General features: G+C 61.2%; 15 protein-coding genes. 14 read left to right on the top strand and 1 reads right to left on the bottom strand.

What is annotated here, in order from left to right; genetic code table 11:
* The first annotated feature begins 19 nt into the window (after nucleotides 1-19).
* Nucleotides 20-850, top strand: coding sequence for an amidohydrolase family protein (locus tag T518_RS08155; protein WP_036378057.1), 831 nt, complete (start codon nucleotides 20-22; stop codon nucleotides 848-850).
* Nucleotides 851-935: 85 nt separating this feature from the next.
* On the opposite strand, the gene T518_RS08150 is transcribed toward T518_RS08155, so the two are convergent.
* Nucleotides 936-2,216 carry an MFS transporter gene (locus T518_RS08150; RefSeq protein WP_036378055.1) on the bottom strand — a complete coding sequence of 427 codons (1,281 nt, stop codon included), beginning with the start codon at nucleotides 2,214-2,216 and terminating at the stop codon, nucleotides 936-938.
* 460 nt (nucleotides 2,217-2,676) lie between these two features.
* Here T518_RS08150 and T518_RS08145 point away from each other — a divergent pair, with 460 nt between their 5' ends.
* From T518_RS08145 to pknB, 13 genes are all read left to right on the top strand, one after another.
* On the top strand, nucleotides 2,677-3,600 hold the full coding sequence (locus tag T518_RS08145) for a LysR family transcriptional regulator (protein WP_036378053.1): 924 nt from the start codon (nucleotides 2,677-2,679) through the stop codon (nucleotides 3,598-3,600).
* Between the two features lie 61 nt (nucleotides 3,601-3,661).
* Nucleotides 3,662-4,930 carry a peptidase T gene (gene pepT, locus T518_RS08140; RefSeq protein ID WP_428829227.1) on the top strand — a complete coding sequence of 423 codons (1,269 nt, stop codon included), beginning with the start codon at nucleotides 3,662-3,664 and terminating at the stop codon, nucleotides 4,928-4,930.
* A gap of 112 nt (nucleotides 4,931-5,042) precedes the next feature.
* Entirely contained in the window at nucleotides 5,043-5,510 is a 468-nt protein-coding gene (gene def, locus T518_RS08135) for a peptide deformylase (RefSeq protein ID WP_036378051.1), read from the top strand.
* On the top strand, nucleotides 5,507-6,445 hold the full coding sequence (gene fmt / locus T518_RS08130) for a methionyl-tRNA formyltransferase (RefSeq protein WP_036378049.1): 939 nt from the start codon (nucleotides 5,507-5,509) through the stop codon (nucleotides 6,443-6,445). Before def ends, fmt begins: the two co-directional genes overlap by 4 nt.
* Before the next feature lie 2 nt (nucleotides 6,446-6,447).
* Complete coding sequence (locus T518_RS08125) at nucleotides 6,448-7,248, top strand: DUF116 domain-containing protein (protein ID WP_036378047.1); 801 nt, start codon at nucleotides 6,448-6,450, stop codon at nucleotides 7,246-7,248.
* A 45-nt stretch (nucleotides 7,249-7,293) separates the two neighbouring features.
* Nucleotides 7,294-8,652 carry a 16S rRNA (cytosine(967)-C(5))-methyltransferase RsmB gene (rsmB, locus tag T518_RS08120; RefSeq protein WP_036378045.1) on the top strand — a complete coding sequence of 453 codons (1,359 nt, stop codon included), beginning with the start codon at nucleotides 7,294-7,296 and terminating at the stop codon, nucleotides 8,650-8,652.
* Nucleotides 8,653-8,656: 4 nt separating this feature from the next.
* On the top strand, nucleotides 8,657-9,700 hold the full coding sequence (gene rlmN / locus T518_RS08115) for a dual-specificity RNA methyltransferase RlmN (RefSeq protein WP_036378041.1): 1,044 nt from the start codon (nucleotides 8,657-8,659) through the stop codon (nucleotides 9,698-9,700).
* A 90-nt stretch (nucleotides 9,701-9,790) separates the two neighbouring features.
* A complete protein-coding gene (locus tag T518_RS08110) occupies nucleotides 9,791-10,525 on the top strand; it encodes an FhaA domain-containing protein (RefSeq protein ID WP_036378038.1) in 735 nt (244 codons plus the stop codon).
* Nucleotides 10,526-10,579: 54 nt separating this feature from the next.
* Nucleotides 10,580-10,978 (top strand): FHA domain-containing protein, encoded by a 399-nt coding sequence (locus T518_RS08105; RefSeq protein ID WP_051652260.1) that lies wholly within the window; start codon nucleotides 10,580-10,582, stop codon nucleotides 10,976-10,978.
* 5 nt (nucleotides 10,979-10,983) lie between these two features.
* Nucleotides 10,984-11,688 carry a Stp1/IreP family PP2C-type Ser/Thr phosphatase gene (locus T518_RS08100; RefSeq protein WP_036378035.1) on the top strand — a complete coding sequence of 235 codons (705 nt, stop codon included), beginning with the start codon at nucleotides 10,984-10,986 and terminating at the stop codon, nucleotides 11,686-11,688.
* Complete coding sequence (locus T518_RS08095) at nucleotides 11,685-12,953, top strand: FtsW/RodA/SpoVE family cell cycle protein (protein ID WP_036378031.1); 1,269 nt, start codon at nucleotides 11,685-11,687, stop codon at nucleotides 12,951-12,953. Before T518_RS08100 ends, T518_RS08095 begins: the two co-directional genes overlap by 4 nt.
* Nucleotides 12,946-14,340 carry a peptidoglycan D,D-transpeptidase FtsI family protein gene (locus tag T518_RS08090; protein WP_036378028.1) on the top strand — a complete coding sequence of 465 codons (1,395 nt, stop codon included), beginning with the start codon at nucleotides 12,946-12,948 and terminating at the stop codon, nucleotides 14,338-14,340. The genes T518_RS08095 and T518_RS08090 overlap by 8 nt, the downstream gene beginning before the upstream one ends.
* Before the next feature lie 31 nt (nucleotides 14,341-14,371).
* Nucleotides 14,372-16,150, top strand: a complete 1,779-nt coding sequence (gene pknB, locus T518_RS08085) for a Stk1 family PASTA domain-containing Ser/Thr kinase (protein WP_036378024.1) — start codon at nucleotides 14,372-14,374, stop codon at nucleotides 16,148-16,150.
* Nucleotides 16,151-16,184 lie beyond the last annotated feature (34 nt).

Here is a 16,184-nt window from a genome sequence, read left to right as displayed (position 1 = left end):
CCAAGATAAGGGGTAAGCAATGAAAATCATCGATGCACATCTTCACTTTGGGTCGGATGCCTACTTTGACGAGATCGCGAAGGCAGCCGAGCATGAGAACAGCGCCGACCACCTGCTCGAGCAGTACAGGATGCGCGGCATGGTGCACGGCATCGTCATGGGCAATCTGCCCGTCGAAGCGCTCGCGCCAGCGTATCCGCCCTTCCTTTCGTACTGCATCGGGCTTGACAGCCAGGTATTCGACATGGAGAAGCTGCCGCAGAAGCTCCATCTCATCGAGCAGCATTTGAGGAGCGATCGCTGTGTCGGCATCAAGCTCTACCCGGGCTACGCTTCGTTTTACCTCTACGACGACAGGCTTGCGCCAGTCTACGAGCTCGCCGCGCGCTACGACAAGCCGGTCGCGGTCCATACGGGCCTGACGGCGACAGACAACGCGCTCTTGAAGTACAGCCATCCGCTCGTCATGGATGAGGCGGCGACGAAGTTCCGCAAGGTGCGGTTCGTCATGTGCCACTTTGGCGAGCCGTGGTTTACGGATGCGGCAGCCGTCATTGAGAAGAACCCCAATGTGGCGGCAGACCTCTCGGGCCTTTTAGAGCGCAAGATCCCGGATTTTGGGGCTTTCTGCGAGAAGAAGCATTTCTACATCGAGCGCCTCAAGGGCTGGCTCGAATACCTCGACCTCTACGACCGCTTCATGTTCGGCACGGACTGGCCGCTTGCCAATCTCGGGGACTACATCGCCTTCACGAAGGAAATCATCCCAGAGGAGCATTGGGATGAGGTATTCTACAAGAATGCCATGCGCATCTACCATCTGAAGCCAGAAGCGATGCTCGACAGCTGATGCATATCGGACAAAGTGAATCGGCAACAAAAAATACGGTATCCGTCTAGGATACCGTATTTCTGTTGAGCATGGGATGCAGATCTCAGTGTGCACCGGCAAGGCGCTTCTCGTAGAAGCGCTGGCGGCGCTGGGCGATGATCGTCTTGGCTTCGCTGTCGCGGTCCATCTGATGGCGCGTGAAGCGGTGATGGCGGGCGAGCAGGTAGTAGTAGAGGACGATGCCGATGAGGGAGATGGCACCAGCTGCGATGTAGACGAAGGAGAAGCCGAAGGCCGGGACAAAGCTGCCGAGCGTGTATGGGCCGACGCCGATGCCGAAGTCAAGCAGGACGAAGTAAGTGCTCGTCGCGACGCCGACCTGATGCATCGGTGCGCAGTGGACGGCAAGAGCATGGCAGGAAGCCGTCGTCGTGCCGTAGCCGAAGCCGAGGAAGAGTGCGCCGATCAGCATGGCTGCGTCCGTGCTGGCCGTACCGATGAAGCCCATGGCGACGGCCATGCAGATGAGTGCCGGGTAGATGACGATGTTGCCGCCGAAGTGGTCGAGCAGGTAGCCAGTCAGCGGGCGGCTGATGAAGGAAGTAGCGGCGAAGCAGAGGAAGAAGCCCGTCGCGCCGATGCCCGTGATGCCGATGTGAGCCGTGTAGGCGCCGAGGAAGCTCAGGACCGTGGAGTAGCAGACACCGGCCATCAGGGCGATGCAGGAGATGGCGAGTGCCTTGATGGAGAAGAAGCGGTCGAACGAGATCTTGTGGAGATCTGCTTTCTCTTCTGGCAGGATCGTGCGCTCCGGCGCCTTGATGAAGAAGGAGAGCGCGAAGATCAGGAAGGTTGCGGCCGCGCAGATCTCGATGGCGAGCGTGAATTCCTTGGCGGACGTGAGGTTCATGGCGATGAAGGGGCCGATGGCCGAAGCCATCGTGACGCCGAGCGTGAAGTAGCCGATGCCCGTGCCCATGCGCTTGAGCGGGACGAGTGCGGCGACGACCGTGCTCGCTGCCGTCGAGGTCGTGCCGAAAGACAGGCCATGCAGGAAGCGGACGAGCATGAAGACCTCGAGCGACGGCGCGAGCTCGTAGCAGAGGACGAGCAGGAAGAACATCAGCGTGCCGGCAAGGAACATCTTGCGGCGGCCGACGAAATCGATGAAGCGTCCAGCTGGGATGCGGGCGAACAGGGCACCGACGATGAAGAGGCCAGAGGCGAGGCCGGCCATGCTGATGGAAGCATTCCAGGTGTAGATGGCATAGGCCGTAGACCAGAGCATCAAGAGGAAGTGGACCGAGTAGACGAGGAAGTTGACACCGATGTCAAATACGTAGTCACGCGTCCAGAGGCGCGTCGGGGCAGCTGAATCTGCCATGACAGAAGACTCCTTTCCAAGCGAAACCTGTTTCTTATGATGATGGCGCGGATGATGGACCGCTGTGCAGTGCGCGACCGTCAGCATGCGATGGGCATCGCTCGCTGACATGCCAGTCTCTGCACAGAGCGCTTCAACATAATCCGAGGGAATCCGATAATTCAATGCGTTCACCTGCTTATCTAAAATATCTATGAATGAAATCTGAAACTTAGTATAGTCATCTTCAGAGAGCACGTCTAATGTATAATTTTCACAAATAGGATGCAAATTGTGCATAATCGTGGCGATCCCTGCCGTTTTTTGCAGAAAATGCATGCGAGATTCCTTGTATACATGAATACAATGCAAAATAATCATGGAAATGAAGCAGGAAAACGTTGTCAGCCTAGGTTACCGTGCATATAATAGACTATAACCTAAAGTAATTATGCACGATATGCAAGAAACGAGGAACAAAATGGAATTGACACAACTGAAGTACTTCCAGGCGATGGCCAAGTGCCGTCACTTCACGCAGGCAGCCGAAGAGATGGCCGTCTCGCAGTCGGCTCTTTCTCGCTCCATCCAGAAATTGGAGCAGGAGCTCGGCGTCACCCTGTTTGAACGCCATGGCCGCACCTCGGATCTGACGGAGGCCGGGCAGAAATTCCTGTTCCATGTCGACCGCGTGATCCGCGAGCTTGCGCTGGCGGAACAGGAGATCGAACTCGACAACGGCGGTGCAGGCGTCGTGCATCTCTCCTTCCTGCACTCGCTCGGCGACACGTTCCTGCCGCTGATCCTGCGCCAGTTCCATGAGCGCTACCCGCACATCGATGTCAAGCTCAACCAGCAGAGTTCTTCGATGCTCGCCGAGCAGCTGACGAGCGGCGAGACGGATATCTGCCTCTGCTCGACGATGAATGAACCGGATACGGCCTGGATGTACCTCTGGTCGGAAGAAATGTTCCTCGTCGTGCCGGAGGACCATCCGCTCGCGCAGAAGTCGCGCGTCAGCCTGCGCGAAGTCGGGGATGAGCCGTTCGTCGCTTTGAAGCCCGAGTACACGCTGCGCCAGCAGGTCAACCAGTTCCTCGACCTCGCAGAGAGCCATCCGCAGATCATCTTCGAGGGCGATGAAGTCCACACGCTCGTCTCTTTCGTCGCGGCGCATCTCGGCGTCAGCGTCCTGCCGCACGTGCCATGCACAGAGCACCTCGGCGTCGTCTTCGTGCCGATATCCTTCCCGCTCTGCAAGCGCGCCGTCGGCATCGCCTGGAACACTTCGCGGCCACTCTCGCCGGCAGCTATGACCTTCCAGCAGTTCACCATCCACCACTTCGTGCACGAGGGGGATATTCCACTGACGCAGCCCGATGGCAGAGGAAACGCGGCGCGCTGACTTGTCGATGTTCCGTAATATTGATATAATTATATGATGACTATCATATGAGGTGATTGGAATGACAATGGAGATCGAGATGGAAACCGTCGTGAAGCGGTTCCGCGACTATATTTCCTTCAATACACAGTCGGATGAGGCAAACGACAAGGAATGCCCGTCGACGCCCGGCCAGATGGTGTTGGCCAAGCACTTGGCTGACGAGCTTCGCTCCATCGGCCTCACGGAGGTGACGGTGGACGAGCACGGCTACGTCATGGCGACGCTGCCGGCGAACAACGGGGACGATTCGCCTGTCGTCGGCTTTATCTCGCATCTCGACACGAGTCCTGATGCGGCGGGCGGCCCGATCCACGAGCAGATCATCCACGCGTATGCGGGCGGCGATATCGTGCTGAACGAAGAGAAGGGAATCGTCTTCTCGGTCGCGGACTTCCCGGGCATCGAGCGCTACAAGGGCCAGGACATCATGATGACAGACGGCACGACGCTTTTGGGTGCAGATGACAAGGCCGGCGTCACGGCCATCGTCAGCGCTGCGGAATACCTCATGGCGCACCCGGAAATCTCGCACGGCAAGATCCGCCTGGGCTTCACGCCGGATGAGGAGACGGGCCGCAGTGCAGACCGCTTCGATGTCAAGGCGTTCGGCGCGGATTTTGCCTACACGGTCGACGGCGGCGAGATCGGCGGGCTGGAGTACGAGAACTTCAATGCGGCGAACCCGACCATCCTCTTCCATGGCCGCAGCGTCCACACGGGCGACGCGAAGGGCAAGATGAAGAATGCCGTCTCGATGGCTGCGGAGTGGCAGCAGATGTTGCCGGCCGGCGAGAAGCCGGAGTACACGGAGGGGCATGAGGGCTTCTTCCATGTTCACACCGTCGCGGGCAGTGTCGAGCTCGTCACGATGGAGATGCTCGTGCGCGACCACGACCGCGCGCACTTCGAGCGGCGCAAGGCACTGCTCGACGATATGGCCGCATTCTTCAACAAGAAGTACGGCGAGGGTTCCGTCGAGGTGCATCACCGCGATGTCTACTACAACATGCTCGAGAAGATCGAGGATGGCAATCTCTATGTCGTGGAGCTCGCGCGCGAGGCGATGGAGGAGATTGGCATCGAGCCGGATGTCCAGCCCATCCGCGGCGGCACTGACGGCGCACGCCTCTCGTTCATGGGTCTGCCGTGCCCGAATCTCTTCACGGGCGGTGCGAACTTCCACGGCCGCTTTGAGTACCTGCCGCTGCCATCCCTGAAGAAGGCGGCGGAGCTCGTCCTTGCGATCATGGTCAAGGCAGCTTCCTGCAAGGGCAAGGCTGGCAAATGAGAATGCAGCAATGAATTGACGCGTCAGGCAACCTGGCGCGTCAGTGTTATGGATATGCGGATATCCGACTGATGAGACAAGCAATCAGACAGATAAAAGGAGATTTTTCTTTATGGCAATACTGGAAATCAAGAAAGCAGGGGCGCCGGTCCTCAAGGAGGTCTGCGCTCCGGTGGAGAAGATCGACAAGGGACTGCGCAAGCTGCTCGACGACATGGCCGTCACGATGTACGAGAGCGACGGCGTCGGCCTCGCTGCGCCGCAGATCGGCCGTCCCATCCGCGTCGTCGTCATCGACTGCCAGGACGACCACGGACTCATCGAGCTCATCAACCCGGTCATCACCTTCCGTGAGGGCACGGCAACGGATACCGAGGGATGCCTCTCCGTGCCGGGCATCTACGGCGAGGTGGAGCGCGCAGCGAAGGTCAAGGTGGAGTTCCTCAACCGCCGCGGCAAGAAGCAGCATTTGACGGCGACGGGCCTTCTGGCACGCTGCATCCAGCATGAGCTCGACCATCTCGAGGGCCAGCTCTTCATCGATATCGCAAAGAGTCTGCACAGGGGGAATCAGGCGTGAAAAAGTTCCGAGTCATTTTCATGGGCACGCCGGAATTTGCCGTGCCGTGCCTCGCAGCTCTTTATGAGCACTGCGACGTCATCGGCGTCGTGACGCAGCCCGACAAGCCGAGAGGGCGCGGCCAGAAGCTCGTGCCGTCGCCGGTCAAGGCCTGGGCGGAGGCGCACGGCCTGCCGGTCTGGCAGCCGAAGAGAATCAAGGAGGAAGACTTCACGGCCTTCCTCGAAGAGCAGAAGCCCGACCTCATGGTCGTCGTGGCCTTCGGCCAGATTCTCTCTCAGCGCATCCTCGACATCCCGCCTTATGGCTGCATCAATGTACACGGTTCACTCCTGCCGCGTTACCGCGGCGCGGCGCCGATGCAGTGGTGCGTCATCGACGGAGAGAAGAAGACGGGGATCACGACGATGTTCATGGACGCTGGGCTCGACACGGGCGACATGCTGCTGAAGGCGGAGTTCCCGATCGGTCCGGACACGACGCTCGAGGAGGTGCACGACGGCCTCATGGCGCTCGGCGCCAAGGTGCTCATCGATACGCTCGAGGAGCTCTCGGCCGGGACGCTCAAGCGCATCCCGCAGACGGGCGAGTCGAATTACGCGCCGATGCTGACGAAGGAGACGGGCCACATCCACTGGCAGGACCGTGCACAGAAGATACACAATCTCGTGCGCGGCCTCGACTCGTGGCCGGGGGCTTACACCTTCCTTGCAGGCAAGAAATACAAGATCTGGCGCACGCGCTGTACGACTGAGAAGACGGAAGCGCAGCCGGGCACCATCCTTAGGGCCGACAAGAAAGAAGGCCTCTTTGTAGCAGCGGGCGACGGCGTGCTCGAGATCACGGAGCTCCAAGCGCCTGGCAAGAAGCGTATGGCCGCGAAGGATTACCTCAATGGTCACGCGATTGCTCTGCCCGCAACGTTTGAGGATTGAATATGACAAAAGCAAAGAATGATCACGTGCTGACGGGGCGCCCGAAGAAGCGGCTGTTCATCGGCATGCTCTCGCTGACGGCCGTCCTCATGGCGGTCATCCTCTACGCCATCTGGTACATCGGCGTGCCGGGGCTCCGCGCCATCCAGCCCATGCTGCCCTGGCTCATCGGCGCTGTGTTCACCTTCTTGGTGGCAGGGGCGTTCTTCAGCATCTTCAACATGGTCCTCGCTGTCGCACATCTGCCGTACCTGCCGTTCCTGCAGCGCCAGACGTATGAGCTCATCAACCTGCTCTTCCCGCTGGCCGTGCGCCTCGGCAGCATCTTCGGCATCCGGCGCCGCAAGCTCGAGGGCTCCTTCATCGCGGTGAGCAATCTCCTGTTCAACCGCATGGGCATCCGCGTGCCAGCCGACCGGCTGCTCGTCGTGACACCGCACTGCCTGCAGCTCGCCTCATGCCCGCACAAGATCACGCGGGACCCGGAGAACTGCAAGCGTTGCGGCCGTTGCGATATCGGCGCCCTCGTGACGCTGTCGCATGAGATGGGCTTCCACTTCTTCGTGGCGACGGGCGGCACGCTCGCGCGCCAGATCGTCTACAAGACGAAGCCGAAAGCCGTGCTGGCCATTGCCTGCGAGCGTGACCTCATGAGCGGCATCCAGGACGTCTACCCGCTGCCGGCCGTCGGCGTGCTCAACATCCGTCCGAACGGACCGTGCTACAACACGCACGTCGACATCGAGGAGGTGCGGGCACAACTCGAGAAGATCATCATACCGAAACTAAAAGAGAAACAATGAGTGATACGATACGTAGTCAAGAGTCAAGACAAATGAGGTGGATCTATGGATAAAGCGCGCGAGACGGCAGTCCGCATCCTATACGAAGTACATGAGAATGGCGCCTATGCCAATGTGGCGCTTGCCAAGGCACTGCGCCAGGCAGAGCTTGGCGAGCAGGACCGTCGCTTTGTCACGGAGCTCGTCTACGGCACGGTCAAGGCCGGCGGCACGCTCGACTGGATCCTGCGCCGCTACGTCAACCGACCCGTGCGCAAGATCCAGCCGCTCGTCCGCGAGATCCTGCGGCTCGGTCTCTACCAGCTCTTCTACCTCGACAAGGTGCCGGTTTCGGCAGCCTGCAACACGGCTGTAGAGCTGGCCAAGGGCATGGGCATGAAAGGGCTCGCGGGCTTTGTCAATGCCGTGCTGCGCACGGCAGTGCGCGAGCCGGAGAAGGCCGCATTCCCGAGCGGGAAGGGCCATGCGACGGAAAACCTCGCCCTCTCCAGCCAGCATCCGGAGTGGCTCGTGCGCCGCTGGGTCAAGACGTTCGGCTTTGAGGCGGCGGAGAGACTCTGCCGCTTTGACAATGAGCAGCCTCTCCTCTCCGTGCGCACGAATACGCTGCGCACGGAACGCGATGCGCTGCTCGAAGAGCTCAGGCAGGCAGGCGCGGAAGTCGAGCCTTCGCTCTGGGCTCCCGAGGGCATCCTCGTGCGCCGTCACGGCGCACTCGATGCGCTCGCACCGCTGCAGCAGGGGCGCTGCCAGGTGCAGGATGAGAGCTCGATGCTCGTCGCACATGTCGTAGGGCCGCAGCCTGGAGAGTTCATCATCGACTGCTGTGCGGCGCCAGGCGGCAAGACGACGCACATGGCGGCGCTCATGCACGACAAGGGCCGCATCCTCGCCGGTGACATCTATGACCACAAGCTCCAACGCATCGAGGAGAATGCCGCGCGCCTCGGCATCCAGATCATCGAGACGGAGGAGATTGACGCGCGAGAGATCGGCGAGCAGTATGAGGCGATGGCCGACCGCGTCCTCGTCGACGCGCCGTGTTCCGGTCTCGGCGTGCTGCGCCGCAAGCAGGATGCCCGCTGGCGCAAGACGGCAGACGAGATCGCGGCCTTGCCTGACCTGCAGCTTTCCATTCTCGAGAGCGCAGCGATGGCCGTCAAGCCGGGCGGGGTGCTCGTCTATAGCACCTGCACGATCGAGCTCGCCGAGAATCAGGGCGTCGTCAGCCGCTTCCTCGAAGCGCATCCGGAGTTCGCCTTGGAGACGACGGGCCATTACCTGCCGCTGCCGACGAAGCATGCGGAGTCGAAGATGGTTCAGCTGCTGCCGCATGTCGACGGCACGGATGGCTTCTTCATCTGCCGCATGAAAAAGACAAGCAAGACAGACAAGAAAGGATAAGACGTTGAACGATATTTTTGGGTTGACCTGCCAGGAACTCCAGGCAGCGCTGCAGCCGTTCTCGCTGCCGAAGTACCGCGCCAAGCAGATCGCGGAGTGGATGTACCAGCGCGGTGCCACGAGCTTCGGTGATATGACGAACCTCTCGAAGAAGCTGCGCGAGGAGCTGTCATCTTCACTGGCGATTGGCCGCCCGCGCCTCAAGGACCGCCTCGATTCGGCCGACGGCCACACGACGAAGTTCCTGCTGGAATTTGCTGACGGCACGGCCGTAGAGACAGTGCTCATGCGCCAGCCCTACGGCAATAGCATCTGCGTCTCGACGCAGGCCGGCTGCAACATGGGCTGTGCTTTCTGCGCATCGACGCTGCACGGCATGGCGCGCAACCTGACGAAGGGCGAGATCCTCTCGCAGGCCATCGCGATAAACGACATGCTGCGCGGGGAAGGGCGCGGGGAGAAGGTCGACACCGTCGTCATCATGGGCTCGGGCGAGCCTCTGATGAACTACGAGAACGTGCTCGGCTTCATCCGACTGCTGCATGAGGAATACGTCCTCGGCCTGAGCTACCGCAGCATCACGATCTCGACTTCCGGCATCGTGCCGCAGATGTACAAGCTCGCAGATGAGGGAATCCCCATCTCGCTCTCTGTCTCGCTGCACGCGCCGAACCAGGAACTCCGCAGCGAGCTCATGCCAATCAATCGCAAGTACCCGCTCGCTGATGTCGTGCGCGCGGCGCGCCACTACGCGGAGACGACGAAGCGCCGCGTGACGTACGAGTACATCCTCATCGATCACGTCAATGACGGGGAGGCGCAGGCAAGAGAACTCGTCTCACTGCTGCGCGGCCAGCTGGCCAGCGTCAATCTCATCCCCATCAATCCTGTGGCTGAGCGTCATCTGCTGCGCCCGTCTGCCGCACGCATCGACTGGTTCGAGCACTACCTCACGGCGCATCATCTGACGGTCACGGTGCGGCGCGAGATGGGGACGGACATCCAGGCAGCCTGCGGCCAGCTCCGCAATAAGCACCTGGAAGAGTGACCATTTCCCAATAAATTCACAGCTTTTTCATCCGATATCTGCTATAATGTACGGATAGTGGTCATAGCGAAAGAAACGGAGGCGAAAACCATGGGTCTAGGGACATGGGAATCGTATCTGGCAAATCATATCGAGGGCTTCTTCAACAAGAAGTTCAGCAGCAGCCTTGAGGCTGTCGAGCTCATGAACGGCCTTGAGCGTGAGGTCAAGCGCCAGTCCTCTGGCAAGAGGCGGCAGGATATCGACACGGCATTCATCTTCTCGCTGAATCCGGAGGACTACCACCGCCTCTGTGCGCGGCGCGTCATCGAGGACCTCAGGACGATGGTAGCGCGCCAGATCATCCTGCAGGACTGCGCGGCGGACGGTGTCATCACCGTGCGCATGGAGCAGAGCGGCAAGCTGAGTCGCGGTGTCTACAAGCTGCGCTGCGGGCGCTCCGACGAGGTGGAGGACATCTCGGCCAACACGCTCGTCCTCCAGAAGCGGCCGTCGCTTGACGGCCGCGTACCGCTCAACCTGCCGGCCTTCCACGCGATGGCTTCGCTGACTGTCGTCGAGGGTCCCGACCTCGATGCCTACCTCGAGATCGGGGAGAAGCAGGTCTACATCGGCCGGCGTGACAAGAACGAGTTCATCCTGACGGACACGAATGCCTCGCGGCTCCACGCCTGGATCTCGTACGAGCACCATCGCCACGAGCTCTACGATGCACAGAGCACGAATGGCACGTTCGTCAACGGGCGGCGCATCGATTCCTGCCGTCTGCAGCATGGGGACAAGATACGGATCGGCATGACGGTCCTGCGATATGAGGTGATATAATTGGCGGTGACAGCCGTTTTTCTCAAAGGCATCCGCGTGGTGCTCGAATATGGCATGCTCCTTTGGCTCCTGTGGTTCACGGTGACGCTCTCAAGGCGCCTCTTCGGGGCGGTGCGCAAGCAGTCAGCGGCCATACGCAGGCCGGAGACGAAACCGCAGGAGGCCGTCGTTTCTGTGCTGGAGGCGCCGGAGCCGGAACTCGCGGGTAAGCGCTTTGCGTTCGGCGAACAGCTCATGGTGGGGCGCGGCCGCGACAACCACATCGTGATACCCGAGGGCTATGTCTCGCATCATCATGCGCAGATCTATCGCCATGGCAATCAGTACGTCATCGAAGATCTCGGCAGTATCAACCATACGTATGTGAACGGTCAAATCCTGGAGGGCAGGGCGTACCTTCGCCCTGGTGACAAGATCCGCATCGGGCTCGTCACCCTTCGGTTCGAGAGGTGAGAATTTTGAGTAAGGTTTATGAAGCGACCGATGTCGGCTGTGTGCGGCCGATCAATGAGGACAGCGCTGCGGTATTCGACCCGGAGGTCTACGTCGTGGCAGACGGCATGGGCGGCCATGCGGCTGGAGAAGTCGCGAGCCACATTCTCGTCAAGGCAGTGCGGGACGATCTCGCTGACTGCGGATCGATTGAGGAGCAGGCGCTCTGCCGCGCCATCCACCGCGCCAACCGCGAGATCCTCGCCACGGTGGCAGAGAATCCTGACTGCCAGGGCATGGGGACGACGGCGACGCTGCTGCACACGGAGCAGGGGCTGGCCTTCTGGGCCCATGTCGGGGACAGCCGCCTCTACCTCCTGCGCGACGGTGTGCTGCATCAGGTCACGCGCGACCATTCGTATGTCGAGGACCTCGTCGAGCACGGCGAGCTCACGGAGGCAGAGGCGCGCATCCATCCGCAGAAGAACATGCTGACGCGCGCCGTCGGCGTCGCGGAAGCGCTCGAGGTGGACAGCGGCCGCTTTGACGTCCGGACGGGGGATATCCTACTCCTGGCGACAGACGGCCTCATGAACATGGTCCGAGAGGAAGAGATCGCATCCATCCTGCAGCAGGGGCAGCAGGACCCGGCCAGGGCCCTCATCGAGGCGGCACTGCGCTCGGGCGGGCGCGACAATGTCACGGCAGTCGTGGTGGTGTACGGCGTATGAAGAACTGGAGTCTTCTCTTACCGCCGTTCGGCATCCTGATTTCTGGGCTCGCTGTGCTCTACCTCAAGGCGCACCCGCAGCCGGGCGTCGTCCACACGCAGGACCTCCTGGGCATCGCGTACCTGCCGTGGCTCGCAGCCGTCATCGTCGCGGCCGTCATCCTGCAGGGCGTCCTCGTGCGCCGGCACATGGACACGTGCCTCTTTCCGCTCGTCATGCTGCTCGCGAGTGTCGGCGTCGTCGAGATCGCCCGCCTAAAGCCCGCGCTGCTCATACCGCAGTTGCGCTGGCTGCTCATCGCGATGGTCCTGATGTTCCTCGTCATCCGCTTCTGGAGCCGCATCGTCAGGCTCGTCGACTACCCGTACATCACGGGGATCTGCTGCGTCGTCGTGCTCTTCCTGCCCATTCTCTTCGGCACAGAGATCGGCGGCAGCCGCAACTGGCTCGTGCTCGGGCCGTTTTCGGTGCAGCCGTCGGAATTCGGCAAGATCCTCATCGTCCTGTTCCTCGCGGCGTACCTCTCGGATCACCGCAAGGTCCTATCCCTGCCGAAGCGCCGCCTGCTCTTCCTGCAGTTGCCGCCGCTGCGCTTCATCGCGCCGCTCATCTGCATCTGGAGCATCGCGGTGCTGATGTTCGTCGTGGAGAAGGACCTCGGCTCGGCACTGCTCTTCTTCGGCATTGCCGTGCTCATGACGTACATGGCGACGGGGAGCAAGTCCTATGTCTTCTTGGCGTTGCTCTTCATGGGCCTTGCCGCGACCATCTGCTACATGGGCTTTGCCCACGTGCGCGTGCGCTTCGACATCTGGCTCAACCCCTGGCAGGACCCCAACGGCATGGCCTATCAGGTCGTCCAGTCGCTCTTCGCCTTCGGTACGGGCGGTGTCTGGGGCACGGGCTTCGGCTACGGCCACCCGGGCTTCATCCCCGAGGTACACACGGACTTCATCTTCGCCGCTATCGCGGAGGAGATGGGCCTCATCGCCTCGCTGATGCTCATGGCCTGTTATGTCATGGCCTTCTGGCGCGGCATCTGCATCGCGCTCTCGTGCCCGCAGGAGAAAGAGCTGCTGCTCGCGGCCGGATGCAGTGCGCTGCTCCTCATGCAGGCCTTCATCATCATTGCCGGCGTGACGAAATTCCTGCCGCTGACGGGCATCACGCTGCCGTTCATCAGCTACGGCGGCAGCTCGATGGTGTCGGGCTTCATCTTGCTCGGCATGCTCCTGTCTCTGTCAAAGGAGAGGAAAAATGTCTGATTGGAAAATCAAGCGGCAGGTCCTCAGGGCGGCATCTTTTGCGATGGTCCTGTTCGGACTGCTGGCTGTCTATATCATCTACCTGTCGACTTGGGAGGCGGACGACCTCGCCAAGAACCCGCTCAACATGAGGCGTGCGGCGGCTCGGGCCGACATCCAGCGCGGCTCCATCCTCGCGGCCGACGGCCAGATCCTGGCCGAGACGCGCCAGGACGGCAGCCGCGTCTACCCGTTCGGCACGACCATGGCTGCCGTCACGGGCTACAACGGCGAGAACATCGGCAGCGCCGGCATCGAGGGGCACGCCAACCAGGCGTTGCTCGGCCTGACGGCCGATATGAGCCGCCTCGGCCCGCTCTCGCAGCTCCTGCAGTCGGAGCGCGGCAATGACGTCAAGCTGACCATCGAGCCGGCCGCCCAGAAGGCAGCCGCCGCAGCTCTCGGCAAGCGTCGCGGCGCCGTCGTCGCGCTCGACGCGCGGACGGGAGCCGTGCTTGCGATGGTGAGCTCGCCCTCGTATGACCCGAATGACATCGAGTCGAACTGGAAGGCGCTCTCGGGGCAGGAGGACAGCCCGCTTCTCAACCGCGCCGTCCAGGGGCTCTACCCGCCGGGCTCGACCATCAAGGTGATGATTGCCGATGCGGCGCTGACGGACGGCGTGACGAACACGTCGGAGGTCTTTGACTGCGACGGCGTGCTCGACGTCGGCGGCGGCCACACGATACGCGAGAGCCATGGCGAAGTCCACGGCCGCGTTGACCTCAGACAGGCCGTCACGGAGTCGTGCAACGTCACCTTCGGCACGCTCGGCATGCGCATGGGTGACGAGAAGCTCAAGAAAGCCTTCTCGCGCTTCGGTTTTGACCGCGAGATCGGCGACGAGATCCTCATGACGAAGTCGCATTTCCCCGACTTCGGCACGCTCTCCAAGGGCGATCAGGCGCAGACGGCCATCGGCCAGAGCGCCCTGCTCGTCACGCCGATGCACATGGCATTGCTCGCTGACGCCTTCGCCAATGGCGGCAAGATCATGAAGCCGTACCTCGTGCAGGACGTCATCACGCCGGGCGGCACAGTCGTCTACAAGGCACAGCCCTCGCGCTGGCTGACGGCCACGACGCCGGAGATGGCGGCTCTCATCGACAGCTATATGGAAGATGTCGTGACGAAGGGCACGGGCACGGCGGCTAGGGTGCAGGGCGTCCGCGTGACGGGCAAGACCGGCACGGCCGAGAATCCAGCGGGCAAGGATCACGCCTGGTTCATCGGTTCAGCCGAGCTGCCGGAGCGCAAGATCGTCTTCGCCATCATCGTAGAGAACGGCGGTGGAGGCGGTATCGAGGCCGCACCAATCGCGAAACAAATGATAGAGAGTCTGATGTAACTTTATTCCTGGTATAGTAGGGGGAACGGATATGGTACAGCGTATCTTAGATCAGCGCTATGAACTCGAGGAGCTGATCGGCGGAGGCGGCATGGCCGATGTCTACAGGGCAAAGGATCGCCTGCTCAACCGGCCTGTGGCCGTCAAGATCCTGCATGAGGCATTCAAGCAGGACAAGGAATTCATCGATAAATTCCAGCGTGAAGCCCAGGCGGCAGCACGTCTTTCGCATCCGAATATCGTCAATATCTACGATGTCGGCGTGGCCGATGGCGACCATTACATCGTCATGGAATACGTGCCGGGCCGTACCCTCAAGGATCGCATCCGCCAGGAAGGCCATCTTTCCGTCAGCGAGTCCCTGCGGGTCGCACGAGAGATCGCAGAGGCACTCGCCCACGCGCATGCCAATAACCTCGTGCACTGCGACATCAAGCCGCACAACATCCTCATGATGGCCGACGGCCACGCCAAGGTAGCTGACTTCGGCATCGCGCGCGCCGTCACCGAGTCCACGATGACGTACAGCGGCAATGTCATCGGCTCGGTGCATTACTTCTCGCCCGAGCAGGCCAAGGGCACGATGATCACGCCGAAGTCGGATGTCTACTCTCTAGGCGTCGTGCTCTACGAGATGCTGACCGGCAAGCTGCCGTTCACCGGGGAAAACCCCGTCAGCATTGCCGTCAAGCACCTGCAGGAAGAGCCTGTGCCAGTGCGCCAGATCGACCCCGCCATCCCGCCAGTCGTCGAGGCCATCGTCTCGAAGGCGATGAGCAAGGACCCGGCCATGCGCCCGACGAGCGCAGAGCTCGTGCAGGACATCAGCCAGGCGGAGCGCATGCTCATGGCAGGGACTCCGCAGACTCCTGCCATGATGGCGCAGGACCCCGACGCAACGCAGGTCTTGCCGCGCGTCCAGCCTGTGCAGCAGTCCATCCCGCCGCGCCGTGCGCCGCAGAATGAGGTGTACGAACAGGATGAACCCGAGCAGGAGAAGTCCATCTTCAAGTCGAAGAAATTCATAGCAGGACTGCTCGTCGTCCTCTTAGCCGGCTTCTTCATCGGCGCCTTCATGAGCTACGGCAAGTTCTGGAGCACGGCAGAAGTCACGGTCCCAGATGTCACGGGCAAGCAGATGACACTCGCGCGCCAGATCCTCGAGGACAAGAAGCTGCGCGTCAACGTAGCGGAGACGTACAACGCTGACGTGCCAGCCGGACAGGTCGTCTCGCAGAATCCGACGGCTGGCTCCAAGGTCAAGGAGCAGCGCCTCGTCACAATCTACGTCAGCAAGGGCGGCGAAGAGATCGAGATGCCGGACCTCACGGGCCTCTCAAAGTCAGATGCAGAGGCACAGCTCAAGAAGATGGGCCTGAAGCTCGGCTCCGTTTACGAGAAGTACTCGAATGAAGAAGCGGGCACCGTCATCAAGCAGGACCCGAAGGCCGGCACGAAGATCAGCCGCGGCCAGACGGTTGACATTACAGTCAGCAAGGGCAAGCAGAGCCACAAGGTCAGCGTGCCGGATGTGACGGGTGTCTCGCTCGACGCAGCGAAGGCCGCTCTGCAGAGCCACGGCCTCAGAGTCGGCAGCGTCTCGAAGCAGGAGAGCCGCCAGGCAACGGGCACGGTCATCAGCCAGTCGCCGGCAAGCGGTGAGGTAGAAGAGGGCTCGAGCATCAGCCTCGTCATCGCAGAGCCAGTCAAGCAGCAGGTCCAGAAACCGGACAAGAAAGACCCGGAGAAGAACAGCAACAGTGAGGCGAAAGTGCCCTCCAAACAGAATGAGAATGGCAAAGAGCGGTGACAAGCCGCCTTTGCCTGTGTACAGAGAGTAGGAG

The sequence above is a fragment of the Mitsuokella jalaludinii DSM 13811 genome (assembly GCF_000702905.1).
In the GTDB taxonomy this organism is placed as follows: Bacteria; Bacillota; Negativicutes; order Selenomonadales; family Selenomonadaceae; genus Mitsuokella; species Mitsuokella jalaludinii.
Note: the sequence above shows the minus strand (reverse complement) of the source record. Positions and strands in the feature narration are given on the sequence as shown.